This window comes from Bradyrhizobium sp. 191 (genome assembly GCF_023100985.1).
GTDB classification, from domain to species: domain Bacteria; phylum Pseudomonadota; class Alphaproteobacteria; order Rhizobiales; family Xanthobacteraceae; genus Bradyrhizobium; species Bradyrhizobium diversitatis.
This window is the reverse complement of record NZ_CP064692.1, coordinates 173,853-197,948: the sequence shown is the minus strand read 5'-3', so window position 1 is coordinate 197,948 and position 24,096 is coordinate 173,853. Positions and strand designations below refer to the sequence as shown.

25 protein-coding genes and 1 tRNA gene are annotated in these 24,096 nt (G+C 63.9%); 11 read left to right on the top strand and 15 right to left on the bottom strand.

The window, feature by feature from the left end; all coding sequences use genetic code 11:
• Window positions 1-27 precede the first annotated feature (27 nt).
• The gene (gene recG / locus IVB23_RS00965; protein ID WP_247802239.1) at window positions 28-2,136 is read left to right on the top strand and encodes an ATP-dependent DNA helicase RecG; all 2,109 of its coding nucleotides are present in this window, start codon (window positions 28-30) and stop codon (window positions 2,134-2,136) included.
• Here recG and panE read toward each other — a convergent pair.
• From panE to glmS, 4 genes are all read right to left on the bottom strand, one after another.
• Entirely contained in the window at window positions 2,133-3,062 is a 930-nt protein-coding gene (gene panE / locus IVB23_RS00960; RefSeq protein ID WP_247802238.1) for a 2-dehydropantoate 2-reductase, read from the bottom strand. The two genes, recG and panE, sit on opposite strands and share 4 nt — an antisense overlap.
• A gap of 202 nt (window positions 3,063-3,264) precedes the next feature.
• Window positions 3,265-4,134: an NAD(P)-dependent oxidoreductase gene (locus tag IVB23_RS00955; RefSeq protein ID WP_247802237.1), complete on the bottom strand. Its 870-nt coding sequence runs from the start codon at window positions 4,132-4,134 to the stop codon at window positions 3,265-3,267.
• A 102-nt stretch (window positions 4,135-4,236) separates the two neighbouring features.
• Window positions 4,237-5,007 (bottom strand): DUF502 domain-containing protein, encoded by a 771-nt coding sequence (locus IVB23_RS00950; RefSeq protein ID WP_239623682.1) that lies wholly within the window; start codon window positions 5,005-5,007, stop codon window positions 4,237-4,239.
• Window positions 5,008-5,096: 89 nt separating this feature from the next.
• Window positions 5,097-6,923: a glutamine--fructose-6-phosphate transaminase (isomerizing) gene (gene glmS, locus IVB23_RS00945; RefSeq protein ID WP_247802236.1), complete on the bottom strand. Its 1,827-nt coding sequence runs from the start codon at window positions 6,921-6,923 to the stop codon at window positions 5,097-5,099.
• A 220-nt stretch (window positions 6,924-7,143) separates the two neighbouring features.
• Between glmS and IVB23_RS00940 the strand changes: the two genes are divergently transcribed.
• Entirely contained in the window at window positions 7,144-7,362 is a 219-nt protein-coding gene (locus IVB23_RS00940) for a hypothetical protein (protein WP_061881722.1), read from the top strand.
• Between the two features lie 6 nt (window positions 7,363-7,368).
• Here IVB23_RS00940 and glmU read toward each other — a convergent pair whose 3' ends face one another.
• Window positions 7,369-8,724 carry a bifunctional UDP-N-acetylglucosamine diphosphorylase/glucosamine-1-phosphate N-acetyltransferase GlmU gene (gene glmU, locus IVB23_RS00935; RefSeq protein WP_061881723.1) on the bottom strand — a complete coding sequence of 452 codons (1,356 nt, stop codon included), beginning with the start codon at window positions 8,722-8,724 and terminating at the stop codon, window positions 7,369-7,371.
• 176 nt (window positions 8,725-8,900) lie between these two features.
• Here glmU and IVB23_RS00930 point away from each other — a divergent pair, with 176 nt between their 5' ends.
• The 4 genes from IVB23_RS00930 to IVB23_RS00915 all read left to right on the top strand — a co-directional run bounded on the left by IVB23_RS00930 (window position 8,901) and on the right by IVB23_RS00915 (window position 11,968).
• Window positions 8,901-10,292, top strand: a complete 1,392-nt coding sequence (locus IVB23_RS00930) for a hypothetical protein (protein ID WP_247802235.1) — start codon at window positions 8,901-8,903, stop codon at window positions 10,290-10,292.
• Between the two features lie 281 nt (window positions 10,293-10,573).
• Window positions 10,574-10,831 carry a hypothetical protein gene (locus tag IVB23_RS00925; protein ID WP_247802234.1) on the top strand — a complete coding sequence of 86 codons (258 nt, stop codon included), beginning with the start codon at window positions 10,574-10,576 and terminating at the stop codon, window positions 10,829-10,831.
• Between the two features lie 220 nt (window positions 10,832-11,051).
• Complete coding sequence (locus IVB23_RS00920) at window positions 11,052-11,492, top strand: MgtC/SapB family protein (RefSeq protein ID WP_028178747.1); 441 nt, start codon at window positions 11,052-11,054, stop codon at window positions 11,490-11,492.
• 95 nt (window positions 11,493-11,587) lie between these two features.
• Entirely contained in the window at window positions 11,588-11,968 is a 381-nt protein-coding gene (locus tag IVB23_RS00915) for a hypothetical protein (RefSeq protein WP_028178746.1), read from the top strand.
• Here IVB23_RS00915 and IVB23_RS00910 read toward each other — a convergent pair.
• Entirely contained in the window at window positions 11,928-13,487 is a 1,560-nt protein-coding gene (locus IVB23_RS00910; RefSeq protein WP_247802233.1) for a beta-(1-6) glucans synthase, read from the bottom strand. The genes IVB23_RS00915 and IVB23_RS00910 overlap by 41 nt on opposite strands.
• A 330-nt stretch (window positions 13,488-13,817) precedes the next feature.
• On the opposite strand from IVB23_RS00910, the gene IVB23_RS00905 reads away from it, so the two are divergent.
• The 4 genes from IVB23_RS00905 (at window position 13,818) to IVB23_RS00890 (ending at window position 18,338) form a co-directional block, all read left to right on the top strand.
• Complete coding sequence (locus IVB23_RS00905; RefSeq protein ID WP_061881727.1) at window positions 13,818-14,408, top strand: hypothetical protein; 591 nt, start codon at window positions 13,818-13,820, stop codon at window positions 14,406-14,408.
• Between the two features lie 211 nt (window positions 14,409-14,619).
• Complete coding sequence (locus tag IVB23_RS00900) at window positions 14,620-17,286, top strand: glycosyltransferase (protein WP_061881728.1); 2,667 nt, start codon at window positions 14,620-14,622, stop codon at window positions 17,284-17,286.
• Window positions 17,287-17,747: 461 nt separating this feature from the next.
• Window positions 17,748-17,823, top strand: a tRNA-Lys gene (locus IVB23_RS00895).
• Window positions 17,824-18,050: 227 nt separating this feature from the next.
• Entirely contained in the window at window positions 18,051-18,338 is a 288-nt protein-coding gene (locus tag IVB23_RS00890) for a hypothetical protein (RefSeq protein ID WP_247802232.1), read from the top strand.
• A 7-nt stretch (window positions 18,339-18,345) separates the two neighbouring features.
• On the opposite strand, the gene IVB23_RS00885 is transcribed toward IVB23_RS00890, so the two are convergent.
• From IVB23_RS00885 to IVB23_RS00875, 3 genes are all read right to left on the bottom strand, one after another.
• Window positions 18,346-18,522: a hypothetical protein gene (locus IVB23_RS00885; RefSeq protein ID WP_247802231.1), complete on the bottom strand. Its 177-nt coding sequence runs from the start codon at window positions 18,520-18,522 to the stop codon at window positions 18,346-18,348.
• A gap of 35 nt (window positions 18,523-18,557) precedes the next feature.
• A complete protein-coding gene (locus tag IVB23_RS00880; protein WP_247802230.1) occupies window positions 18,558-18,740 on the bottom strand; it encodes a hypothetical protein in 183 nt (60 codons plus the stop codon).
• Window positions 18,741-18,906: 166 nt separating this feature from the next.
• Window positions 18,907-19,365, bottom strand: coding sequence for a hypothetical protein (locus IVB23_RS00875; protein WP_247802229.1), 459 nt, complete (start codon window positions 19,363-19,365; stop codon window positions 18,907-18,909).
• Between the two features lie 370 nt (window positions 19,366-19,735).
• On the opposite strand from IVB23_RS00875, the gene IVB23_RS00870 reads away from it, so the two are divergent.
• Entirely contained in the window at window positions 19,736-20,194 is a 459-nt protein-coding gene (locus IVB23_RS00870; RefSeq protein WP_247802228.1) for a hypothetical protein, read from the top strand.
• Window positions 20,195-20,449: 255 nt separating this feature from the next.
• Here IVB23_RS00870 and IVB23_RS00865 read toward each other — a convergent pair whose 3' ends face one another.
• The 6 genes from IVB23_RS00865 to IVB23_RS00840 all read right to left on the bottom strand — a co-directional run bounded on the left by IVB23_RS00865 (window position 20,450) and on the right by IVB23_RS00840 (window position 24,095).
• Entirely contained in the window at window positions 20,450-21,487 is a 1,038-nt protein-coding gene (locus IVB23_RS00865) for a hypothetical protein (RefSeq protein ID WP_247802227.1), read from the bottom strand.
• A 108-nt stretch (window positions 21,488-21,595) separates the two neighbouring features.
• Window positions 21,596-23,167, bottom strand: coding sequence for a hypothetical protein (locus IVB23_RS00860; protein ID WP_247802226.1), 1,572 nt, complete (start codon window positions 23,165-23,167; stop codon window positions 21,596-21,598).
• On the bottom strand, window positions 23,167-23,340 hold the full coding sequence (locus IVB23_RS00855) for a hypothetical protein (RefSeq protein WP_247802225.1): 174 nt from the start codon (window positions 23,338-23,340) through the stop codon (window positions 23,167-23,169). Before IVB23_RS00855 ends, IVB23_RS00860 begins: the two co-directional genes overlap by 1 nt.
• Window positions 23,337-23,522: a hypothetical protein gene (locus IVB23_RS00850; RefSeq protein WP_247802224.1), complete on the bottom strand. Its 186-nt coding sequence runs from the start codon at window positions 23,520-23,522 to the stop codon at window positions 23,337-23,339. Before IVB23_RS00850 ends, IVB23_RS00855 begins: the two co-directional genes overlap by 4 nt.
• Window positions 23,523-23,529: 7 nt before the next feature.
• Window positions 23,530-23,838 carry a hypothetical protein gene (locus tag IVB23_RS00845; RefSeq protein WP_247802223.1) on the bottom strand — a complete coding sequence of 103 codons (309 nt, stop codon included), beginning with the start codon at window positions 23,836-23,838 and terminating at the stop codon, window positions 23,530-23,532.
• Window positions 23,838-24,095 (bottom strand): hypothetical protein, encoded by a 258-nt coding sequence (locus IVB23_RS00840; protein ID WP_247802222.1) that lies wholly within the window; start codon window positions 24,093-24,095, stop codon window positions 23,838-23,840. The genes IVB23_RS00845 and IVB23_RS00840 overlap by 1 nt, the downstream gene beginning before the upstream one ends.
• Window position 24,096: the final 1 nt, after the last annotated feature.

Here is a 24,096-nt window from a genome sequence, read left to right as displayed (position 1 = left end):
GGCCAGGAACAATCTTAGATTCCACCAATGCGCCCCAGCCTGCTCAATCCGCTGTTTGCTCCCGTGACCAGCCTGCCCGGGGTCGGTCCGAAGCAGGACAAGCTGCTGCAGTACCTGCTCAGCCGCAGCGAGACGCCACGGCTGGTCGACCTGCTGCTGCATCTGCCGAGCCAGGTCATCGATCGCCGCGCCCGGCCGAAGATCCGCGACGCGGCCCAGGGAACCATGGTGACGCTGGAGGTGACCGTCGATCGCCATCGGCCGCCGCCGCCGCGCAACGCGCGCGCGCCGTATCTGGTCTATGCCAGCGACGACACCGGCGACGTCGTGCTCACCTTCTTCCGCGCCAAGCCGGGCTATGTCGAAAAACTGCTGCCGGTCGGCGAGAAGCGCTACGTCTCCGGCACGCTCCAGATGTACGACGGCATCCCGCAGATCGTGCATCCGGACCGCGTGCTCGACGAGGAGGCGATCTCGAAACTGTCGGGCATCGATCCGGTCTATCCTCTGACCGAGGGTCTCGCGCTCGGCTCGCTCCGCCGCGCGATCGCGCAGGCGCTGCTGAAGCTTCCTGCCTTGCCGGAGTGGATCAGCCCCGAGGTGCTGCGCCGCTGCCACTTCCCGCCGATCGCGGAAGCGCTCAATCGCGTGCACCAGCCGGTCGAGCTGACCGACATATTGCCGGACCAGCCGTTCTGGTCGCGCCTCGCTTTCGACGAGCTGCTGGCCGGCCAGCTCGCGCTCGCGCTGATCCGTGCGCAACTGCGCCGCCCCGCCGGCGTGCGCAACGCCGGCGACGGACACTTGCGCAACAAGATCATCGATGCCCTTCCTTACGCGCTCACGCCATCCCAGCGCAACGCTGCCGCGGCAATCGCCGACGATCTGAAGCAGCCGGTGCGCATGCTGCGGCTGCTTCAGGGCGACGTTGGCTCGGGCAAAACAGTCGTGGCGCTGCTCGCGGCTGCCGCCGTCGCCGAGGTCGGCAAGCAGGCCGCGCTGATGGCGCCGACGGAAATTCTGGCGCGCCAGCACATCAAGACCATTGCCCCGCTCGCCGAGCGCGCCGGCATGCGCGTTGCCATCCTCACCGGCCGGGAAAAGGGCAAGGAACGGCGCGAGATCATCGCCCGGCTCGCCGCAGGCGAGATCGATCTGCTCGTCGGTACCCATGCGCTGATCCAGGACGACGTGATCTTCCATGATCTCGCGCTCGCCGTCGTCGACGAGCAGCACCGCTTCGGCGTGCGCGAACGGCTTGCGCTGACGTCCAAGGGCGAAGCCGTCGACGTGCTGGTGCTGAGCGCGACGCCGATCCCGCGCACGCTGGTGCTGACCTATTTCGGCGACATGGACATCAGCGAGCTGCGCGAGAAGCCCGCCGGCCGCCAGCCGATCGATACCCGCGCCGTCGCCATGAACCGGCTGGGTGAGGTGATGGACGGTGTCGGCCGCGCGCTCGAAACCGGCAAGCTGGTCTACTGGATCTGTCCGCTGGTGGATGAATCCGAGGCCGAAGGGACCGAGCATCTCACCAACGCAACCAAGCGTTTCGAGAGCCTGCAAAAACGTTTCGGCGAGCGTGTCGGCCTCGTTCACGGCCAGATGAAGGGCACCGAGAAGGATCGCGTCATGGGTCAGTTCGCCGCTCACGAGATCGGGCTCCTTGTCGCCACCACAGTGGTCGAGGTCGGCGTCGACGTGCCCGCCGCAACCATCATGGTGATCGAGAACGCCGAGCGTTTTGGCCTCGCCCAGCTGCACCAGCTGCGCGGTCGCATCGGCCGCGGCTCGGAAGCCTCGACCTGCATTCTGCTCTATGGTGAGCCGCTCGGCGAGATGTCGAAGGCGCGGCTGAAAGTGATCCGCGAGACCACCGACGGTTTCCGCATCGCCGAGGAAGATTTGAAGCTGCGCGGCGAAGGCGACGTGCTGGGCGTGCGCCAGAGCGGCCTGCCCGGCTACCGCATCGCGCGCCCGGAGGTGCACGGCCAGCTGATCGCCCAGGCCCGTGACGAGGCGCTGCGGATCCTGAAGGACGATCCGAAGCTGAAGGGCGAGCGCGGCGAGGCGCTACGGTGCCTGTTGTACTTATATGAACGAGACGAAGCGATCCCGCTGATCGGGGCGGGCTAGCCGGCCGCCCGTCGCCGCCCCACCTCGTAAGCCGCCACATGCGCCCGCGCCAGATCCAGCAGCGGCGTGTCGATGCCGAGTGCACGGGCGCGATTGGCCATATCGCCCAGGATATGCTCCGCCTCGGTGATCGAGCCGCGCTCGATGTCGCGCAGCATCGAGGCCTTGAGCGGCGAGTCCAGGGTCGTAAACAGTTTTCGGTCGAACTCGATGAACGGCGCGCGCGGCTCAAAACCGGAGGCCGTCGCAACGGCGCAGCATTCGGCGAACAGGCGGAAAATGGATTGCTCCCCGTTGGGCACGGCCAGAATGTCTCCGATACTCGCGCGCATCAGGCAGGTGATGCCGGCGAGCGTCGAGAGCTGCACGAACTTCTCCCACATGTCCTGCATGATCGCTTCGCTGGCGCGCACGTCGATGCCGGGGACCTGAAGCAGTGTCTCCAGCGCGAGCGCACGTTTGCTCAGTGCCCCCTCGATCTCGCCGAAGACGATGGTCTGATTGGCCATGAACTGAACGACACGGCCGTCTGCATCGAGCCCGGCACTGACATTCGCGAGTCCGCCGAGGACGCGAGCAGCGCCGAACCTGGCGGTGAGAGCGTCGATATGCTTCAACCCGTTCAGGATCGGCAAAATCATCGTGTCGGGGCCGACGGCGGGCGCAAACTGGCTCATCGCGTCGTCGAGCGAGTAGGCCTTCACGCCGACGAGCACGATGTCGAATGGCTCCTCGAGTTCGCCGGCCATGATAAGCTTCGGCTGCACCGCGAAGTCGCCGTGCGGGCTCACGACACTTAGTCCGTCTCGGCGCAATCGCTCCGCCCGCGTCCCGCGCACCAGGAAGGTCACGTCGCGGCCTGCTCGAACCAGGCAAGCTCCATAATAGCCGCCGAGCGCGCCAGCGCCGATCACCAGCACTCTCATTCGGACTCCCGTCTCAGAAGAACCGCAAATACAATAGCAGATGTGCTCCGCACCGTCTCCTCCCCGTCATTGCGAGCGCAGCGAAGCAATCCAGAGCCTCTCCGCGGAAAGATTCTGGATTGCTTCGCTGCGCTCGCAATGACGGGTGGATAGAGACCCGCACACCGCAACCGCAAACCTTGCGGGAGCGTACGTGGGCACGTCAGGTCTTCTTCCGCGCGTTCCCCGCGGCAAACGCCTTCATTAGCTCCGCATCCGCCGCCTCGCCCTTCGCATCCTCCGCGAGATGCTCGAACCAGCGCGCAAAGCCCTCATAGATCTGGCTCGCCGGATGATCGGGCCCGAGGAAGCCGGAAATCTCCCGCATCTCCGCGACCCAGCGATAGGCTTTCGGAATCATGTCGGGCAGCGCCACTTCGAGCCGCGCCAGGATCGCCGGCTGGCTGAGCGCAAGCTCGTCGCGCAGCGCATCGGCCGCACCCGCTTTCGTGGCCGCAATCACCATGGCCGAGCCGATGCCGGCGAGGCCCTTGACGATGCCGGCATAGGACATCTTCAGCGCCGACGCCGCGCCGACCGGGCCTTCGACGATCCGCACGTCGAGGCCGAAATCCTTCAGCACGGCGACGTCCTTGGCGTGCTCGCCGGACATGTAGAAGGCCGGGCTCTTGCCGCCGGGCTGCGGAGGGAAGCCGATGATGCCGGCGTCGACGAACGGCGCCTGGGCTGAGCCGATGATCTCCTCGATCCTTTGCACCGTGTCGACATTGACGGCGTTGCAGTCGACGACAACAGGCTTCTTTGCGCGCCGGACGATCAGCGCGGCCAGCCGCTCAGCCAGCGCGACGGCTTCGCCCGGCGGCACGATCGAGAGGATGATGTCGGCCTCGGCGATCGCCTCGTCCTCGGCGCCGACCATGCCGGCATCTGCCGCGCGTTTCAGCGTCGCCTCGCTCCGTCCCTTCAGCGACGTCAGCACGCGCGCTCCGTTCTCGCTGAGACGGCGGGCCACGGCGCTGCCCATGGCACCGGGGGCGAGGATCGCAATGGTCTTCGTCGTTTTGGACATCATGCACTCCAGATCGAATTCCGGGCGGCAGGCTCGGGTTCAACCGGAGAATAGCAGAGGACGAAAACGCCTGCGTGAACGCGGCCATCCCGCGGGGGAATGGCCCTACTCCGCCTTCGCAGGTTCGGGCTGGAGCTTGGAGGCATTGGCGATACGCGCGGCATTCGCCACGCCAGCAAGCGCCGCCGCCTTCTTCGGATCGGGCGCCGAGCCCGGCTGCACCACGCCGGCCGACATGATCAGCGTCGCGGCATCCTCGGCGGTGAGATCGACCTCGATGATCTTGCTCTTCGGGACATAGAAGAAGAATCCGGTGGTCGGGTTCGGCGAGCACGGCAGGAACACCGAGACGTGCTCCTCCTGCCCCGGCAGGCTGCGCGCGATGTCCTCGTTCGGCGATTGCGAGATCAGCACGATCGACCACATGCCCGGCGAGGGAAACTCGACGAGGCCGACTTTGCGGAAGCTCGAGCCCTTACCCGAGAACAGCGTCTCGAACACCTGCTTCAGGCCGCGATAGATGGCGCGCACGGCCGGGATCCGGCCGAGCAAGGTTTCACCGACATCGACCAGCGTCCGGCCGATCAGATTGGCCGCCAGGAAGCCGACCAGCGTCAGCGTGAAGAATGCGACGACCAGTCCCCAGCCGGGAATGACGTAAGGCAGATAGGTTTCGGGCCGGTAGGCCAGCGGCACGAAGGGCCGCACCACGCCGTCGACCCAGGTGACGAACCACCAGACCAGATACAGCGTGATCGCGATCGGCCCGGTCACGACGAGCCCGGTCAGGAAATAATTGCGGAAGCGGCCCATCAGGCCGGTATGCGGTTCCGGGACGGGATCAAGAGGCGCGGGCGCGTCGTCGCGGGGGGTCATTCGGGTTCCAGGTCGGTCGCTAGCAACAAGCTAGGGTCTTCTAGCAGGTTTTGGAAGACCACGAAGCGACCGACCGATGTCCGTTTTGCCTATTCCACGGTCACCGATTTGGCGAGGTTGCGCGGCTGGTCGACATCGGTGCCCATCACGACGGCCGTGTGATAGGCGAGCAGCTGCACAGGGACGGCATAGACCATTGGTGTGAAGGCCGCCGCCATGTCGGGCATGACGATGGTGACGAGGGACTCGACCGTCGCCTCCGCGGCGCCCTTGGCGTCCGTCATCAGGATGATATTGCCGCCACGCGCGGCGACCTCCTGCATGTTCGAGACGGTCTTTTCGAACACCCGGTCGTAAGGCGCGATGACGACGACAGGCATGGTCTCGTCGATCAGCGCGATCGGCCCGTGCTTGAGCTCGCCGGCGGCATAGCCTTCGGCGTGGATGTAGGAGATCTCCTTCAGCTTCAGCGCGCCTTCGAGCGCCAGCGGGAAGCTGGTGCCCCGGCCGAGATAGAGCACGTCGCGCGACTTGGCGATCCGGTGCGCGAGCTTTTCGATCTGGGGCTCGGTGGTGAGCGCGTCTGCCATCAGGCGCGGGACCTCGACGAGGCCATGGACCAGCCTGGTCTCGTCCTCGTCGGACAATTCGCCTCTCGCCTTGCCGGCCGCGATCGCAAGGTTTGCCAGCACCATGAGCTGGCAGGTGAAAGCCTTGGTCGAGGCGACGCCGATCTCCGGTCCCGCCAGCGTTTGCAGCACGGTCTCGCTCTCGCGCGCGATCGTGGAGGTCGGCACGTTGACGACGGCGACCGTGTGCACGCCTTGCGCCTTGGCATAGCGCAGCGCGGCCAGGGTGTCGGCGGTCTCGCCGGACTGCGAGATGAAGATGGCGAGATCGCCCTTGCGCAAGGGCGCCTCGCGGTAGCGGAACTCGGAGGCGACATCGACCTCGACCGGCACGCGCGCAAAGCGCTCGAACCAGTACTTCGCGACGAAGCCGGCATAGCTCGCGGTGCCGCACGCCGTGATGTTGATGCGCTGGATGGTCTTGAGGTCGAACGGGAGCTTGACGGGCAGCGCGACGCGCTCGGTCGCCATGTCGACGTAGCGCGCCAGCGTGTGGCCGACCACTTCCGGCTGCTCGTGGATTTCCTTTGCCATGAAGTGGCGGTAATTGGCCTTGTCGACCAGCGAGGTCGAGGCGGCGTGCCTGATCTTGTCGCGCTGGACGGTGTAGCCGTCCTTGTCGAAGATCGTCGCGCTCTTGCGGGTCAGCACCACCCAGTCGCCGTCTTCGAGATAGCTGATCGTGTCGGTGAACGGGCCGAGCGCGATGGCGTCGGAGCCGAGATACATCTCGCCGTCGCCGTAGCCGATCGCCAGCGGCGGTCCGTTGCGGGCCCCGATCATGAGGTCGTTGTCGCCGGAGAAGATGAAACCGAGCGCGAAGGCGCCGCGAAGGCGCGCCAGCGTCAGCTTGACGGCTTCGACCGGCTTGTTGCCGCGTGCGAGCAGATCGTCGACGAGATGCAGCACGATCTCGGTGTCGGTCTCGGTGTGGAACACCGTGCCGTTCTTCTCGAGCTCCTCGCGCAGTTCGCGGAAATTCTCGATGATGCCGTTGTGAACGACAGCGACGCGCTCGGTCGCGTGCGGATGGGCATTGTTGACGGTCGGCTTGCCGTGAGTGGCCCAGCGCGTGTGGCCGATCCCGGTGGTGCCCTTCAGAGGCTCGGCTTCGAGCCGCTTCTCCAGGTTCTTGAGCTTGCCCTCGGCGCGGCGGCGCTCGAGGTGCGCACCTTCGAGCGTGGCCACGCCCGCGGAATCATAGCCGCGATATTCAAGACGTTTGAGCGAATCCACCAATTGCTCTGCAACCGGCTCGCGCCCGAGAATGCCGACAATCCCGCACATGCGGATCACTATCCCCCAAATCGTCGAAAAATCGCCTAAACGACGCGCTCAGTTTTTAGCGAAATTCCCGACGAACCAGATACTCAATAATTATTGCCGATTGAGACAGGACCGGGCGCCCTGCACTTCGCCTGCGTCGAATTGGCCGGCGTTAAACCGCGCGCATTAACTTGTTGTCAACTGGTTTAGCCAACGATTTCCATCCAGGAGATACAGGGTCATGAAGGGCTCGTCCGACCGCAAAGGCCTGTCATCGATGTCCGTCCGCGCCAGCGAGACCACGGGCACTCGCCTCGCGCATTGGCCGCCGCCCATGCGCGGCAAGGAAAGCAAGCCCGTCTTCGTCAAGCATGCGGAAGGCGAGCCGGTGAAGCGCGCCAAGCCGCGCGGCTGGCGCCTGACCCGCGCCATCTTCTCCGAATTCGCCGACGACGAATAGCGCCGCTCATTTCTCCGGCTTCTTGCCGCCCGTCTTCAGCTCGCGATAGCGCGCCGCGCCGCCTTCCCTGATGACCTGCTGGCTGCGCTCCAGCGCCATCGCGTCGTCGGGTACATCCTTCGTGATCACCGAGCCGGAGCCGATATAGGCGCCCTTGCCGATTGTCACCGGCGCGACCAGCGAAGAGTTGGTGCCGACGAACGCGCCCTGCCCGATCACCGTCTTGTGCTTCTTGAAGCCGTCGTAGTTGCAGGTGATGGTGCCGGCACCGATGTTGGAGTTGGCGCCGACGGTGGCATCGCCGATATAGGAGAGATGGTTGACCTTGACGCCGGCCTCCAGCGTCGCCGCCTTGGTCTCCACGAAATTGCCGATGCGCGCGCCGTCGCCGAGCGAGGTGCCGGGACGAAGCCGCGCATAGGGGCCGATCGAGACGTTCTTGCCGAGCGTGGTCTGCACGATGTGCGAGAAGGAATGGATCACGGTGCCGTCCGCGATCGACACGCCGGGGCCGATCACCACGAACGGCTCGATGGTCACGTCCTTGCCGAACACCGTGTCCGCGGAGAGATAAACCGTCTCCGGCGCGATCAGTGTGACGCCGGCCTCCATCGCCGCCTTGCGCAAGCGCGCCTGGATCACGCCTTCCGCTTCGGCGAGCTGCGCCTTGGTATTGATGCCGCGCACCTCGTCCTCGCTGGTCTCGATCACGACGGACTCCCATCCCTTTTCGCGGACGATTTCGACTGCGTCCGTCAGATAATATTCGCCCTTGGAATTCGCATTGCCGATTTGCCCGAGGATGTCGAGCGCGCGGCGGCCGTCGATCGCCATCACGCCGGCGTTGCACAGATCGATCTTGCGCTCATCCGCACTGGCGTCGGCCTGTTCGCGGATCGCGACCAGGCGGTCGCCCTCGACGATGAAGCGGCCGTAGCCGGTCGGATCGGCGGCGCGAAAGCCGAGCGCGGCGATCGCGGCGCCGCCGGCGAGCGGCGCGCGCAGCCGCGCAAAAGTCTCGGCCGAGATCAGCGGCGTGTCGCCGAAGGCGATGAGGAGATCGTCAACGCCGCGCGCGATCGCCTCGCGCGCCGCCAGCACCGCGTGCGCGGTGCCAAGGCGTTCGTTCTGCACGAAGGTGAGCACGTCGGGACGGATGCGCTTCGCCTCATCCGCGACGGCCTGGTGATCGGGGCCGATCACGACCGCGAGCGAGGTGCCGGCTCCCGTCGGTGCGGCGGCGAGCACGTGGGCGAGCAGCGTCTGGGAAGCTACGGGATGCAGCACCTTCGGCAGGCTCGATCGCATGCGCGTGCCTTCACCGGCGGCGAGCACGATCGTGAGGCTGGAACGGGCGGTCATCGAAATCCTGTCAGATATAGCCGAATCAATTGGCGCAACGGGCAGCGAGCGCCCTCGGAAGGCTATCGCCTTGCTACCCCCGCAAACGCCCGGAATTCAAGTGCGAGGCGCTTTTCCTGTTAATGTTCCCTGATTGATTCGGGGAAGCCCGGACCGGGGCTGGGCACTTAACGTACATGGCAAAGGATTCCGACCGACTGGCGGATGCCTTCGGCACCAAGGAGACCGGCGGGCTGTTCTCCGGACTTTTGGCGGAGGAAAGCGCGTTCGACCGTCGCATGATGTGGCGGCTGGGCTCGTGGGGCGTAGCGGCCGTGGGCGCGGTCGTCATCGCGGTGATGGCCAACCAGGCCCAGCTCGGCTGGCGGCGCGACCAGGCTGCCGCCACCGATCTCGCGCGCCAGGCCGACCGGCTCCAGATGCTGACCAGGGAGAGCCAGAACGAGGCCCGCCGGCTCGCCGCCGCCATCGAGACGCTGAACACCGATCGCGACCGGCTCTATTCGCGTGTCACCGTGCTGGAGCAAGGGCTCGATTCCGTCACCGGCGCCATTGCAAAGCAGACCGCCACGCCGCAGCAGGGCGCGAAGCCGCAGGACCCGGCGCCCGCAGCTCCCAGCGTCGCGCCGGTCGCCTCGACGCCAGCTCCGGCAAACGACAAGCCGCGCACGGAAGCCGCCAAGGATTCTCAGAAGGACCCACCGAAGGAATCGCTGAAGGAGCCGCCGAGCCCACCGCCGCAGACCGCCGCTGCCGCCTCGCTCGTGCAACAGACGCCGGCAATGAACTCGGCGCTGCCGGCCATTCCGCTGGTGCCGTCCAAGCCGCTCATGGCACTGCCGGATCCGTCCGCATCGAAACTGATTCAACCCGAGGCAGCCGAGAAGGCCGCCGAGAAGAAGGCCGAGCCGGCGCCCGGCCCCGAGGTCGTCGCGGCAGTAACCAAGCCACCGGAAGCAGCTGAGAACGAATCTCCTGCGATCGCGGTTCAGCAGACGCGTTTTGCGATCGATCTCGGCGGCGCCAACTCGATCGACGGTCTGCGCGCGCTCTGGCGCGGCCTGACCAAGTCCCATCCGGAGATCGCGGCGCTGCGGCCGATCATCATGATCAAGGAAGGCACCACCGGCCTTGGCATGCAGCTTCGCTTGGGAGCCGGCCCGCTGGTGAACGCCGCCGTCGCCGCAAAATTCTGCGCGAGCCTCGCCGAGAACGACCGTCACTGCGAGACCACCGTGTTCGATGGTCAACGTTTGTCGATGCGTGGCGGCCAGGAAAAGGGACAAGAGAAGGGCCAGGAAAAGGCCCAGGAAAAGGCGCAAGAGAAAACCCAGGACAGGGTTCAAGAGAAGAGCCCGGAGAAGAATCAGGACGCGGTGCCGCAAGCCGAAACTGCGCCGGCCGCAAAGCCCGAGAAGCCGCAGCGCCGCCGCAACTACTCCTCGAAACGATCCAAGCGCGAGGAGCCCGCGCCCGCTCCTGCGGCGCAGCCTGCGCCGGCGCCGGCGAAACCAGAGGCAGCATCGACGTCAGCGGGATCGACGCTATCGTCGTTCTTCAGACGCTAAAGCATCATCCGGAAAGTGCGCAGCGGTTTTCCGAAGAGATCATGCTTTAAGAACAACCTAGAGCGCGAACGATTCATCCTGATCGCATCGCGCTTTGGGACGGACTCCGCTTCCACCTGAACCCGCGGTGAATGACAGCATGTCGTCGCGCGCGCAGACGGGCTTAATTTTCAGCCCGTCATCGAACCAGCCGCCGACTGCCAAGTTATCCCGGTCGTGAACCGGAGCGGCCGACTGGCAGAAGCACTCGTGCCCGCCTCCATGGACCAAAGGAGACACGCGTGAAGACATTCATCATCGCAACGGCCGCTGTTCTCGCGGCGTCCTCGGCGCTTGTGCAAACGACAAAATCGCCGGGCGCCTCGAGCAACGCGCCGGGCCAGCAGATGCAGAACACGACGAAGCCTTCGACAGGTCCCGGTGCCTCCGAATACGCGCCGGGCCATCAGACCAATACCACCGCCGGACCGGGCCACTCGGAAAGTGCTCCCGGACAGAAGATGCAGAACACCACGGGTTCGAGCACCACAAGGAAGTGACGGTGCAAGGCCAAAGTCGTCCACTCTGGCAGACGGCGCCGACCGACCCGGCCGGCGCCGTCGCGCTGTCAGAGACGGCCCGCACCGCACGATCCCGATGATCGCGCGACCTTGCATGCGACCAACGGACGCTTGGACGTGAGCCGCTCTTTCGCAGCAAGCTTGCAGTCGTTTCCGGCGCAATCCGAATGTCGCCCTGTTTCCGAACTCGTGGGTTTTGATGAACGAACTGGATGATGTCCTGAGGCTTCTCGTCGCGGCCGGAACAGGGCTGCTGATCGGCATCGACCGCGACATGAACGACAAGCCGGTGGGCATGCGAACCCTGGCGCTGGTGGCTCTCGGCTCCGCGCTGGTTTCGATCTCCGTGATCGAGTTCCAGAACCTGCGCGACCACCCGGATGCGATCTCCAGGGTCATTCAGGGCGTCGTTGCCGGCGTGCTGACCGGCGTCGGGTTCATCGGGGCAGGCGTCATCCTGCACGACGCCAAGGCAAAGACAGTTCACGGCCTCACCACGGCCGCGACGGTCTGGATCGCGGCCGGCCTCGGCATTGCCTGCGCGTTGGGAGCCTGGCTGCTCGTCGGAGCAGCCATCGCGGTGACGTTGCTTGTGCTGTTCGTGCTGGGCTGGGTCGAGCGCCGGCTGGGGTTGAAATAATCCTGGCGTCGGCATGACACGTCCGCCCGGATCGGATCAGCGGAAACATCGCCTGCCCTGTTGCCTGTCCGCCCCATCCCGACCATATTGCGCCCATGACAAAGAAGCCCTTTCGCCTCACGCCCTACCAGGTGCAGTTCCTGATCGTCGTCGGCTTCGTCTCCGTCGGCTATGCCAGTTACCTGCGCTATCTCGGCATCGAGCTCTCGACGGTCGCGCTTGCCTGCGACGCCGGCCTGCAGACCGCAATCTGCAAGGCGCGTTCGGTCGCGACCGTCCTGTTCAAGAATTCGGTGTTCGGCATCGTCGCACTGGTGGTGGCGACGCTGAACCTGATGCGGCCGTCGATCGTGCTGCTCACCGTCGGCATCGTCGCCGCCGGCCTCGGCATCGTGCTCTACAACGTCGTGCTGTCCGGCCTTGCGATCGGCCTGTTCATTCTTGGGTTTGCTCGGCCCGCGCCCGCCACAGCGTGAGCGCGAACAACAGATAGATCGCGCAGGTCCACAGCGACTGCCAATTGTCGCGGCCTTCGTTGACCAGCACATAGGCCGCCGAAAGCGTCAGCACGCCCGCGAACACCGCTTCGGCGATCGGACGCTGGCCGATCTGGGGCCGGTTCAGCATCAGCAGCGCAAACGGCACCACCGCCATCGTCAGCGCGGCGTAGGGAAAATCCTTGTAGCGCGGGTCGAACACGAAGCCGAGCGCGGTCGCGGAAGCGATCACCGCCGTCACGGCCAGCGTCAGGCCGAGCACCGCGGTGAGCTTAGACCATTTCCGGCCCTCACGCGGGCCAAGCAGATCGAGGAAGGTCGGAAGGCTGCGGCCGATCACCATCGCCTGCGCGCAGAAGATCGGCGACAGGATGCCGGCCAGCAGCAGCGCGCCCCACAGCAGCCAGCCGCCGATGCCGTAGCTCTCGTAGTACATCTTGTCGATGCCGATACCGAGCAGGCTGCCCGCCGTCGTCGCCGAGATGCCGACGCCGAGCCAGGCCGGGAAGCGCGGCGTCCACGGCCGCCGGCGCAGTGTGATGAGCGCGACCGCGAACACCAGCACGCTGAGGCCCATGCCCGCGCCCATGTACCATTTCCAGTACGGGAAATTGCTAATCGGCTGTCCCGGCGGATATTTCAGGTTTCGGCGCACCGAATCATACAGGCCCCAATAGCCGCCGACGGTGCCTTCCAGCTTGCGCTTCCACGGCTGGTCGTAGGACTCGATCAGATTGACGCGGAACTTCTGCGTCTTCGCAAGGCTCAGGATTTCCGAGACGACGCGCGCCTGGTTGGTCCGCGACGGCAGCGCGCCGTCGCGCATCCGGCCCGCGCTCGGCCAGCCGGTTTCGCCGATCAGGATCTCCTTGCCGGGAAACGCCACCACCATGCGCTCGCGGATCTGCTCGACATGGGCGGCGGCGAATTTCGCCCTGACGGGGAAATCCTCCCAATAGGGCAGGATGTGGATCGTGACGAAGTCGACGGCGTCATAGACCTCGCGGTTCTTCAGCCAGTATTCCCAGACATCGGCATAGGTGACGGGCACGCTGACCTGCGCCTTCACCGAGCGGATGATCGAGACGAGGTCCGCCGTCGTCATCTCGCCGCGCAGCAGCACCTCGTTGCCGACGATCACCGCGCTGATGATGTCGGGGAATTCCTTGGTGAGGCGAACGGCGAGCGCGGCCTGCTCGAAATTCTTGGTGCGGTTGCTGGAAAGCCAGATGCCCTGGAGCACTTTCAGCCCGCCAACCTTGGCGGCAACCGCCGGCACCTGGTCGAGCCCGTTCTCCATCGAGTAGGTGCGAATGCAGTCGGTGATCTCTTTGAGCTGGCGGAGATCCTGCTCGATCTGCTCGGCCTCGATATGGGTCCACGCCTCCAGCGGCGTCTGCTCGCCGCGGAACGGCGCGTAGGAGACGCACTGAACCTTGTCGGCGGGGTCGATCGGGGCGCGCGCGAGCGTGATCGGCGTGGCAAGCCACCACCACACGGCAGCGATCGCACCCAATGAAACGAGCAGAAGCGCCAGTGGCGTACGAAGAGAAATCGGTTCCGTCCTCCGCGAAGGGTCCGTCGATTACCTGCTCGCACGCCTTCTGCCAAGGGGTAACAGGCGACCGACCCGCTCCTCACCCTGCGGAATTTGGCTGCGGCCCTTCAGCCGTGGGCTAGGATCGTGACTTTGCTGGACAAAATTCGAAATACAGGTCATGGGATTCGACGGGAATTTTCCGCCGCATTGGAGACCCATTTGGACGCCATCAGCTAGCGCGTCCGCGAGGTCTCGGCGCGGACGGTCAGCGGATATATTGGGGAATTCATGCGGCAACGGGTGTTCGAGTTACGAAATGCGGTCCTGCGGCAGTTCGCCGCCACCTTGGCCGTCTCCTCCTTGCTCGTTCTGATCGGTGTCGGCGGCGCCTCCGCCCAGAGCGGCACGCCGGCTCCTGACCAAGGCAAGGCGGCCGCCCAGCCCGCCGACGCCGCCAAGGACGCAGCCCAGAATCAGCGCCGCACCGACGAGTTCGCGGAAGCAGCGCAGGTCATCAACGGCCCGGCCGGCAACCCCGAATGCGTCTGGCTCGGCCGGCGCGTGGTGCGGCTGATGTGGCGGGACGACCTCGATACCGCGTTCCGCCATCTCGACCTCTACGACCGCTTCGGCTGTCCCGGCGGTCACATCCAGGCCGCGTTCCGCTGCCTGACCCGGTTCGGTGGCCAGATCGATCCGAAGGTCGCCGAGACCCTGGACAGCCGCGTGCACGCGTGCTGGATCAACCCGAACGCCCAGCCGCAGCAGGCCGCCGCGGCCTCCTCGCCGGCAGCGCCGGCCGCAGGCAACTCTCCGGCACCGCAGCCGGCCGCGAGCCCCTCGCCTGCGGCAAGCCCGTCCCCGGCCCCCTCGAAATAGCGCGATCGTTTCAGCTGCCGTTCAGGAACGATCGGCGATAGAGACGGTTGGCACTGCCACGCATCCCAAAAGGCATGCCCTCATAAGGACATGAGGCCATGACAGTTGTGAAACCGCGCGGCAGAGGTATGCTCCCTTTGCCGCGGACTCGGTCGGATCTAGGGGTCGGATCCGCTTCCCTGCCACCTCAGCCCCTTTTGGTTTAGCCGCGATGCGCGTTGTCGCCGCCGTTCTGTTGCTCGTGTCTGTGCTCCATGCAGGAGTCTGGGGGGTCTTGCGCGACAAGGAACCCGCGCCTGACTTCAAGGGCCTCCTGCCCAGCGTTTCCTACGCCCCGTTCGAAGGCTCGGCCCATCCCGACATCGACAACATTCCGACCGTCGAGAAAATCCGCGCCGACCTGAAGACGCTGTCGACCATGACGCGCGCGATCCGCCTTTATTCGTCCACCGGCGGCGTGGAACTGGTGCCGCCGATCGCGGCCGAGTTCGGCCTCAAGGTCACCGTCGGCGCCTGGATCGACAAGGACAAGGATCGCAACGAGCGCGAGATCAAGGCCGCGATCGAGCTTGCCCGCAAGAACAGCAACGTCGTCGGTGTCGTCGTCGGCAACGAGGTGATCTACCGCGGCGAGCAGAAGGTCGAAGACCTCATCGACATGATCAAGAAGGTGAAGGGCGCGGTCCGCGTGCCCGTGACCACCGGCGAGATCTGGAACATCTGGCGCGACAATCCCGACCTTGCCTCCAACGTCGATTTCATTGCCGCCCACGTGCTGCCCTACTGGGAAAACTTCCGCTCTGACCAGGCGGTGGACCAGGCCGTCGACCGCTACAACCTGCTGCGCAACCTGTTCCCGGGCAAGCGCATCGTGATCGCCGAGTTCGGCTGGCCGAGCCAGGGCTACAATCTGCGCAACGCCGACCCGGGTCCGTTCCAGCAGGCGCTGATCCTGCGCAACTTCGTCACGCGTGCCGAGGCCATCGGCATGGAATACAACATCGTCGAAGCCATCGATCAGCCCTGGAAGTTCTTCGAAGGCGGCGTCGGTCCGTACTGGGGCATCCTCAACGCTAGCCGCGAGCCGAAATTCGCCTGGACCGGTCCGGTGGAGAACCCCGACTATTGGAAGCTCATGGGCATCGCGCTGCTGGTCGGCATCCTGCTGTCGCTGCCGATCCTGCGGATCCAGAAAGCGACCGCAAAGCAGGCCTTCCTGCTCTCGGCGACCGCCAACGGCGTCGGCGCCTGGGCCGCGACCGTGTTCGCCTTCTGGAACAGCCACTACTTCATCTTCGGCTCGGCCTTCGCGCTGACGCTCGGCATGATCCTCCTTGTTCCTCTTGTTCTCATCGCGATGGCGCGCATCGACGAGATCGCCGCGGTCGCCTTCGGCCGGCCGCCGCAGCGGCTTCTCACCAGGAGCAAGCCGGTCGCGAACGTGCCCGAGAACTACTATCCGAAGGTCTCGATCCATATCCCGGCGTACTTCGAGCCGGTCGACATGCTCAAGCAGACGCTGGATGCGCTGTCGCGGCTGAACTATCCGAACTACGAATGCGTGGTCATCATCAACAACACGCCGGATCCCGCCTTCTGGCAGCCGATCCAGGACCATTGCCGCGCGCTCGGTGAACGCTTCAAGTTCATCAACGCCGAGAAGGTGCAGGGCTTCAAGGCCGGCGCGCTGCGCATCGCGATGGACCGCACCGCCGCCGATGCCGAGATCATCGGCATCCTCGATGCCGACTATGTCGTCGAGCCCGATTGGCTGAAGGACCTCGTGCCGGCCTTCGCCGACCCGCGCGTCGGCCTCGTGCAGGCGCCGCAGGAGCATCGCGACGGCGACCTGTCGATCATGCACTACATCATGAACGGCGAATATGCCGGCTTCTTCGACATCGGCATGGTCCAGCGCAACGAGGCCAACGCCATCATCGTGCACGGCACGATGTGCCTGATCCGCCGCGCCGCGATGGACATGGCCGGCGGCTGGTCGTCCGACACGATCTGCGAGGATTCGGATCTCGGCCTTGCGATCCAGGAGCTCGGCTGGACCACCCACTACACCAACACCCGCTACGGCGCGGGCCTGCTGCCCGACACCTACGAGGCCTTCAAGAAACAGCGGCACCGCTGGGCCTATGGCGGCCTGCAGATCGTCAAGAAGCACTGGCGCCGCTTCCTGCCTGGCGCGAGCCGGCTGACGCCCGACCAGAAGCGCGAATATGGCCTCGGCTGGCTGAACTGGCTGGGCGCCGAAAGCCTCGGCGTGGTCGTGGCGTTGCTCAACCTCGTCTGGGTGCCGATCGTCGCCTTCGCCGACATTGCCATTCCCGACAAGATCCTGACGCTGCCGATCATCGGCGCCTTCGTCGTCTCGCTGGCGCACTTCCTGTCGATGTATCGCGCCCGCGTCGCGATCAAGCCGGGCCAGATGCTGGGCGCGATGATCGCGGCGATGAGCGTGCAGTGGACGGTGTCGCGCGCGGTGGCGCAGGGCCTGATCACCGAGCACATCGCGTTCGCCCGCACCTCCAAGGGCGGCCTCAGCAGGATGTCGATCGAGTTCCAGGCGTTCTGGGAAGCCGTGATCGGCGCCCTGCTCCTGATCGGGGCCGGCGTGCTGGTCGCCTCCAACAGCTTCCGGCAGATCACCGAGATCTACATCTTCGCCGGCGTGCTGGTGCTGCAGAGCCTGCCGTTCCTGGCCGCGGTCGCCATCGCCATCCTCGAGCTCAGCCGCATCAACTCGTTCCAGTTCTGGCGCGACAGCGCGATCCGCACCGCCGAGCTGATCGGCCTGCGCCCGGTCGCCCTGCCCCCCGTCGGCGCGCCGCAAACCGTGCCGAGCGAGGTGCGGCGCGAGACGAACTGACGGGCGAAAAGCTCGCCTGTGGCCATCCTTCGAGACGCCCGTCTGCGGCGGGCCCTCAGGATGCGGCCGTACTGTGCGGCGAGACTGCCAGACCCTCATGGTGAGGAGCCCGCCAAAGCGGGCGTCTCGAACCATGGAAGGCCCAGCTCTTGCGGCAGCCTCCTCCCCTCGCGCAGGAGCTCATCGCTGTTCAGCGTGGACGACGAGCCGCCAATCAGGTTGAAATTCCCGGCCTAACCAGCGGAAGCAGCGAGCAAATCCCCGCTCCTGCGGCTATCTTCGGCAACCATCCGCACTATTGACCTCCGCAGCCACTCCCCCTACACAGCGCGGGCCGAGAGCATGATCCGGAAACAGCCGGTTTTTCCCCGCGACGCAAGCTCAAGAGCGCAGCGGCAAGACATGCTTCTCGAATGTCCGAGCACGATGGCGATCTCTGTCGAAGCCATCAGCGGCCATGGGAGCGCGTAGCTCAGCCGGTAGAGCACGTGACTTTTAATCACGGGGTCCTGGGTTCGAGCCCCAGCGCGCTCACCAAGCAATATCAATCACTTAGCGCCGAAATTCAGCCTCTCAATCTGAGAGGCTTTTTGTCGTCTGCACACTCTGTGCACACTCGGCAGGTGCAGCCATGAGCGCCGTCGATATCGTCGGTTGGATATTGCTAGCGGTGACGTTGGGGGTCACGCTGTCATGCGCGAAAGGCCCTCCGGGATAAACGGAAGAGCCTTGCGAGGTACTTGCGACGCCGCTTTGATCGCGGCATGCCTCGCCCCAGACGCCACACAGCAACGCACGCAGACGGCCGGCCGCTCAAGATCGCCTTCGGTGAGATGCGCGGCATGGGCGTTCGCGGCGTGCTGGTCTATTGCCACTGCGGCCGACACGTTGCTCTGGACGCCGACCGCTGGGGCGATGAAGTGCGGCTGTCTGATATTGAGCCGCAGTTCGTCTGCCAGGGGTGCGGGAGCCGAGGTGCCGATGTGAGGCCCGACTTCGATCGGGGTAATCCAAAGCTTGCGATCATAGGCGCGAAAGAGGCCGCCGACTGACGCGGCCTTACTCTTTTTCAGCTTGGCTGATTGCGTACTCTAGCTCGGCCGCAAGGACCTTGTAGTGAGCGACGATCCGGTCGAAGGCGGCGCGCTTGATGCTCGACTTTGCTGTGTCTCTCAACTGTTCGCACTTCTTGATCTGCTCTCGCAAGGTCGAGAGATGTTCGAGCATATCTTTCATGGTTCGTTCCCCGCAGGGAACAGGCTACCCGCAAACTAGGACACCCTCAAATTCAAAGTGGGACGCTCGGGGTCAAATACACCATCTAGCCTGCTAGCAAGCAGTAACCACGCTTCGGCCGCGTTTTGAAGTTCCTCCCTGCGAACGCCAACAGCATGTTCAGCCTGCGCCAGCTTATCGGCGGCCTTTTCCCGGCACTCGTCTGCGGTGAAATCCATGACGAAATCAGATCAACTGCGGTGCGGCCTGTCTGGTCAAAAAAGGACACTCGCTAAATAAAACTAGGCCGCTGAGGTCGGAAAAAGGCCAGGCTCCCGGAAGTGAGAACAATCCCAGAAATAAGAGCAAGGCCCGCCAGCGTGAACCGGCGGGCCTCCACCTAGCTCAGGCGCATGGGCACATCTCCGGTGGCTGCTGCTTCGCCTCGTCCGGGTCGTCGTCCTCCCGGTCGCAGTCGTCGACCTCAAGGTCGTCCTTGCTGCCGGCGCACCAACGGGTCTGGTCGAGGGCGCGGTCGGGACTGCCAAGGCTCGGCTCGGCGTCCTCTGGCGGCTCGCATTCGTCTGCGCCGGGCGGTTGGCCGTAAGCAACGCCGCATGACGGCTCCAGGTCGGGGTCTTCGCTCACCATGTCGAGGAAATTGATCAGGCTCTCGATTAGGTCGCGTGACCGCTTTTGAATGTTGCCCGGCTCCCTCATCATTACGGTCAGTTTTTCATCAATGCTCTGGGCCGCGTTGGCGAGGCGTATGATGGCCTGATGCCACGACGGGCTAACGGCAGCCGCGAGGGCGGCAAACGATTCCTGAGGCTCCCTAAGGGCCTTTTCGGCACTGCTTTTCATGGTTCTTGCTCACTGGTTCGGCCTGCTACAGCCGCGCCCCGTGTCGGACGAGGCAGCCGGGGGGTAGCAACCCGCCAGTGAGACGGGTCGGACGCTTTTAAGGGGTGGGAACTTAATCTCCCCCTCTGGACAGCACAGTCCGCCCCCGGCCTTGCCCTCGGAATCCCGATAGGCAATAATCGTCGGGTCGGAGCCGCGCCGCCAAGCGCGTCCGTTCATTCAGCCGCAATCGCTCGACGCCAATCGAGTGACTTCCTGACCAAGGAATGCGGCCTATCACTGGTCCGGGTTGCTACACCCACGGACATGCTGCTCCTGATTTGTTTAAAAATCCACTCCCCATCGGGGGCAAAACGTGTTGCCATGCGGCATGGCGAAGTCAGCAACCGTCAATCACTCCCTGAAGATCCATAGTTGGCGCCTGAACTATTCGTTCGGCATGGGCAAAAGCCGCTTCTGTGACGAGCTGTATTCGGATCTTCGACACCTGGTCATTCAGGCAGGCATTGAGAAACCAAAGAGCATCAAGGCGAGTGTTGGCGAGATTAGGTGCATTCCATACGAAGCGCTAACCGCTGGCTACAAGGAATACGCAAGCGCGTCTCAGGATCCCCGGCCTGTTGGGGAGGTCAATTATCGCGGCGCCAGGTACTCAGCCGTGCTGTTTATGCCGGCCGACGCCCTCCCGTTGCTCGTGCCGATGCTGACAGCGGAAAAGTACAAGCATCTTGAACTGGACGTCGAGAAGGGCGGAGCAGTCGTTAGTTACAGGTTTCTGGACTATCTGGGAGATGGGGCCTTACTGGCCGGCTGTAAAAGCGTGGCTTGACCGCCATGAAGGGCTGCCGAATCCGAACAAATGAGCAGAACAGCCGCAAGGTTCACCCAAGCAGACGTCGCTCGCGCCATTCGCGCTGCAAAGCAGGCCGGCGCGGTAGCTGTCCTATTGCTGCCAGACGGCACAATCCGGATCGAGTAGTCGACGGCGAATAGTGCTGTAACCAAAGGTGCTTACCCCTGGAGCGCGCAGAATTGCGCTGCGGAAGGGCGCGCCTGAGTCGGGGCGGGAGAGTGGCAAAGGAGGCTATTTATCCTCCGCGTCAGCGTCCGCAATGTTCGGAGCCGATGTCGTGCGAATAAGTTGCACTGAGCGCACGTCGCCCTCTGACTCCTTAAAGGCAAGCTCCATCCAAATAGCTTCCCGACTGTCCAAGGCGTCGAACAAGGCCTTCCGGTCCGGCCCTGAAAAAAGGGAATCAACGAACTTGATTCGGTACTGCGTCTTCTTGTCTGGGGTGCTGATCACAACCCCGAGCTCGTTTGGATCGTTGGTGTTGATGTCAACCACCTTCATTCGCTGGGTCGCGACCCTCACTTCACTCTTTTTGCGCGGTGATGTCCTTAGGAGTTCGGCCTCTTCTCCAGTGAGGTGCGTTCCGTTAATTGCCGTTTCTCGAGTTTTCGACGCAGCTTTCAGCAGCGCTTCGTTCGTTGAATTAACAGCCTCAAGCGCTCTTGCGCCTATCTCTCCCTGCTTTTCCAGGACCGCCACGATTTTCTTGAGCGCCTCGGTTTGCCCGGCGGCGCCAAGGCTTAATGCCTTCAATGCCTCGATATGATCCTTGCTCTTCAATTCCTCGAGCTGGATGGTCTTGCGTTGATCCAACCAGGCACTGAAGCTCCATGTGCCGGCGGCAAGAACAGCTACACAAACCACCACGATCGTGGCCTGCTTCGGCGTCATTTTTCCGATCATTGTCTTCAGAAGCTCCGGTATCGTTTGTTCAAGCTTCGCCTGAAGTTTGCTGCTTCCTCCCGTGACGACCACATTGATTTGCAGACGTGTGCGCTCGCCCTCCGACAGTTGCGAAGTATCGGCGATGCCGGCGGTGGCTTGGGCAGCCAATTGATAAATTTGCTTTTGTACCTCAAGAAATGCCTCCATGAAGGGAGGGGTGATGCTGGATGCGACTTTAGGGTGAGGGATATAGACATCGATTTCGGCCCATTTTCCGAAATCTATGGCGTCGAATAGAGGCGCGTAAGGATCTGCGACGGCCTGGAGCTCCTCCAGGAGCTTGAGGACCTTATCCGGTGCGTCTTCCAGCAGAGCGATTGCCAAAGCTCCCGTGCCCCTCTTGTTTCCCCGGCTGGAATTTTAGAGATTTTCGCGTCAGTGACAACCGAATCTGCGAGAAGTGCGGCGCTCATACTACTTTGGGTTAATCCATCAGACTATCCCCGCATTCGGATACTCGATCGGGCGGTTGAAATGGCTGTTGGCCACCACAGGCGCCCCTCCCGGCTCGCTGAAGCACAGCGCAACTGCATCCCCCTCGTCCGGGCTCTGCATGCCCCGTTTCTTCATGTCGTCCTTACTTTCCAGCACCAGCCGGCCGTCGCTCATGTACTTGTAGCCAGGGCCGCAAATGTCGGTCTGGAGGCTGTCGCTGTCTGGCAGCGAGAAGTGAGCTCCCTCGAGGGCAGTCTTCAGGTGCGACCACATCTCAGCGCGGCGGTTTGCAGGGCCGCCAGAGGGCTTGCCGGTGTCATCCAGCGGCGGAGGTTCGAGCGGCTTCGAGCCAAAATTGATTGCGTTGAGCTTGCCACTACCGAATGAGCCGCCATATCCCTGCTCCACCAGCCGGTCATAAATGCCCGAGCCGAGCCCGCCAACGTCGATATTCACCTTGGCCGGCTTGTCCCCGCGGATGATGGACGCGACCCAACCGGCGACCTGCATGGTGTCCAACCCGCGCCGCTTCTCCACCTTCTCGATGCAGCTACCCCGGCGCCAGGCAATGGCCGTACTGTCAGGGCCAAACCGTGCAGGATCGACGCCGATAATCAACGGGCCTGAGCCGGTCTTCGGCGCCTTGCGGGCGCGCGTCACGAGCGCGTGCGGAATGAAGCTGTCAAAGCTGCTGGCCAGAAACGCCTCATCCGGCGTCAGCGGATACTCGCGCTTGAAATAGTTGATATCGCCCTTGTCCGCGATCTTGCATCGGCGCCAATAGATCTGCTCAGCGTCGAGGGCGTGCAGCTCTGCTAGCTGCTTCTCCTCCGCCGTCATAACGAAGTCGTCCGGGACGGCCTTTCGATAGGTTGGATCTTCAGACCACGGCAGAAACACAGCGAGGAAGCTGTTCTCGCCGGCCAGGGCCTTGCACCAGAACTGATGAAATTCATCGCCGAACTGATTGCCCGTGGTCTCCACGATGATCTCGGTATCCGGTAGGTCCGGCACCGTTTCCATCAACGCCGCTAGCTGCTCTTTCAGGTTCACCCAGAAGGCAGCCTCGGAGGCGTGCAGAGCCTGCGCAGTCGACGATCGCCCTGCCCCGTCCTCGGTCGCGACCGAAACCAAATAGCCGCTATCGATGTTGCTGAACTTCAACTCCTCAGCATTCGAGGCGCCCGTAGCCGGCCGCATATCCTCGGGCATCAGGTCGTGCATGCGCTTAACCAGGCCGAACAGGTTTCGCACTGCCGGCTTCTCGTGCGCCACGATCGCGGTCAGGAAACCAGGCTTCTTGATAGTCTTGTGGTAGTAGCGGCCGGCAACATAGGTGCTCACCCCTTCCTGCCGTGCCTTGAGGACAACAATGCGGACCATGCCGGTCTTCGAGCGCTGCTCCTCGATTATAGCGTGTAACTTGCGCTGAACCGGATTGAATTTGAACGGCACAACGCCGCCGGCCTTGGGCCTGATCTTCAGGTAGTGCTCGGCGAAATATTCGAGATCTGTATCAAGCCGTTCGGCATGATCCAACACGCCGCTGATCTGATCCGTCCAATGCATCAGTGCAGCTCGTGCCCCTCATGCGACAGCTTGGCCTCAAAGTGAGCGAGGGCCGCGCGAGCCTCGGATAGGGAAACGCCCATTTGTTCAGCAACGCGCTCAGCCAGCCGCTGGCGCTCCGAGATGCGCGCCATGACTTCCGGGTCGGAGAGTCCATCCAACAGGCCCATCACGCCGCCCCCTTCTGTGCTTCTGCGTCTTTCGCCTTCAATTCTAGATAAGCCGCGCACTGGCAGCCCAGGCCGCGGGTGATCGAGTTACGAATGACGCCGCTCGGAACGCCCGGACAGGTCTTGCCGATCTCAGCAACCCTGGCGTCAATGAATGCGTCAATTTCGTCGCGGATTGCATTCACCCGCTCCTCAGTGGTTGACGGCGGCCGGTTCGGTGCCATTGGTTGCCTCTGCTGGTTTCTGGGTTGCTTCAAGCCGCGCTTCCGCGGCTGCTAATTTCGCCTCGGCCTCTGCCAACTTCCTGCGGGCTTCAGCTGCATCAGTTTGCGCCCGCCTCACTACCCGATCTCGCTCCTTCTCTCGCTCTGCGTAGTAGAGCTGCAGGTCTCGAGGCAGTTGCAGAAAGCGCCGCTTCTCTTCCTTTCCCCACGATCGCGGGGGATCGACAATGTCGGCCACCTTGGCGGCTATCAGCGCTTCCAGCACAGGGCTGTTCATCAGCGGCACACCTTCCGCAAGGCGTGGTGGACCCGGTCCATGTTACGCCGCAGCGCATTGAGCTGCGCGTAGCGCCTTAGGTTCGTGGGCTCGATCTCGCGCAACTGTTGATCCATCTCGTCCAACGTTGCCGCGCGTCTGTCGGGACCGTATAGCTGAAATGCCCGCAAGGTCTCATCCGGTCCCCATTCTTCCCCGGTCCAGTTCTTCGAAATGCTTGCAGTTCGCTCGATGAAATCCGGCTTATCGTCAGCCATG

Excerpts from the sequence above, each read along its gene's own strand:
- IVB23_RS00880 (WP_247802230.1), bottom strand. The coding sequence starts at position 18,740 with ATGGATTTCACCGCAGACGAGTGCCGGGAAAAGGCCGCCGATAAGCTG.
- IVB23_RS00940 (WP_061881722.1), top strand. The coding sequence starts at position 7,144 with ATGAAGGGCTCGTCCGACCGCAAAGGCCTGTCATCGATGTCCGTCCGC.
- IVB23_RS00870 (WP_247802228.1), top strand. The coding sequence starts at position 19,736 with ATGGCGAAGTCAGCAACCGTCAATCACTCCCTGAAGATCCATAGTTGG.
- IVB23_RS00890 (WP_247802232.1), top strand. The coding sequence starts at position 18,051 with ATGCCTCGCCCCAGACGCCACACAGCAACGCACGCAGACGGCCGGCCG.
- glmS (WP_247802236.1), bottom strand. The coding sequence starts at position 6,923 with ATGTGCGGGATTGTCGGCATTCTCGGGCGCGAGCCGGTTGCAGAGCAA.
- IVB23_RS00950 (WP_239623682.1), bottom strand. The coding sequence starts at position 5,007 with ATGACCCCCCGCGACGACGCGCCCGCGCCTCTTGATCCCGTCCCGGAA.
- panE (WP_247802238.1), bottom strand. The coding sequence starts at position 3,062 with ATGAGAGTGCTGGTGATCGGCGCTGGCGCGCTCGGCGGCTATTATGGA.
- IVB23_RS00930 (WP_247802235.1), top strand. The coding sequence starts at position 8,901 with ATGGCAAAGGATTCCGACCGACTGGCGGATGCCTTCGGCACCAAGGAG.
- IVB23_RS00915 (WP_028178746.1), top strand. The coding sequence starts at position 11,588 with ATGACAAAGAAGCCCTTTCGCCTCACGCCCTACCAGGTGCAGTTCCTG.
- IVB23_RS00905 (WP_061881727.1), top strand. The coding sequence starts at position 13,818 with ATGCGGCAACGGGTGTTCGAGTTACGAAATGCGGTCCTGCGGCAGTTC.
- IVB23_RS00875 (WP_247802229.1), bottom strand. The coding sequence starts at position 19,365 with ATGAAAAGCAGTGCCGAAAAGGCCCTTAGGGAGCCTCAGGAATCGTTT.
- IVB23_RS00885 (WP_247802231.1), bottom strand. The coding sequence starts at position 18,522 with ATGAAAGATATGCTCGAACATCTCTCGACCTTGCGAGAGCAGATCAAG.
- IVB23_RS00955 (WP_247802237.1), bottom strand. The coding sequence starts at position 4,134 with ATGATGTCCAAAACGACGAAGACCATTGCGATCCTCGCCCCCGGTGCC.
- IVB23_RS00860 (WP_247802226.1), bottom strand. The coding sequence starts at position 23,167 with ATGCATTGGACGGATCAGATCAGCGGCGTGTTGGATCATGCCGAACGG.
- recG (WP_247802239.1), top strand. The coding sequence starts at position 28 with ATGCGCCCCAGCCTGCTCAATCCGCTGTTTGCTCCCGTGACCAGCCTG.
- IVB23_RS00840 (WP_247802222.1), bottom strand. The coding sequence starts at position 24,095 with ATGGCTGACGATAAGCCGGATTTCATCGAGCGAACTGCAAGCATTTCG.
- IVB23_RS00845 (WP_247802223.1), bottom strand. The coding sequence starts at position 23,838 with ATGAACAGCCCTGTGCTGGAAGCGCTGATAGCCGCCAAGGTGGCCGAC.
- IVB23_RS00920 (WP_028178747.1), top strand. The coding sequence starts at position 11,052 with ATGAACGAACTGGATGATGTCCTGAGGCTTCTCGTCGCGGCCGGAACA.
- IVB23_RS00900 (WP_061881728.1), top strand. The coding sequence starts at position 14,620 with ATGCGCGTTGTCGCCGCCGTTCTGTTGCTCGTGTCTGTGCTCCATGCA.
- glmU (WP_061881723.1), bottom strand. The coding sequence starts at position 8,724 with ATGACCGCCCGTTCCAGCCTCACGATCGTGCTCGCCGCCGGTGAAGGC.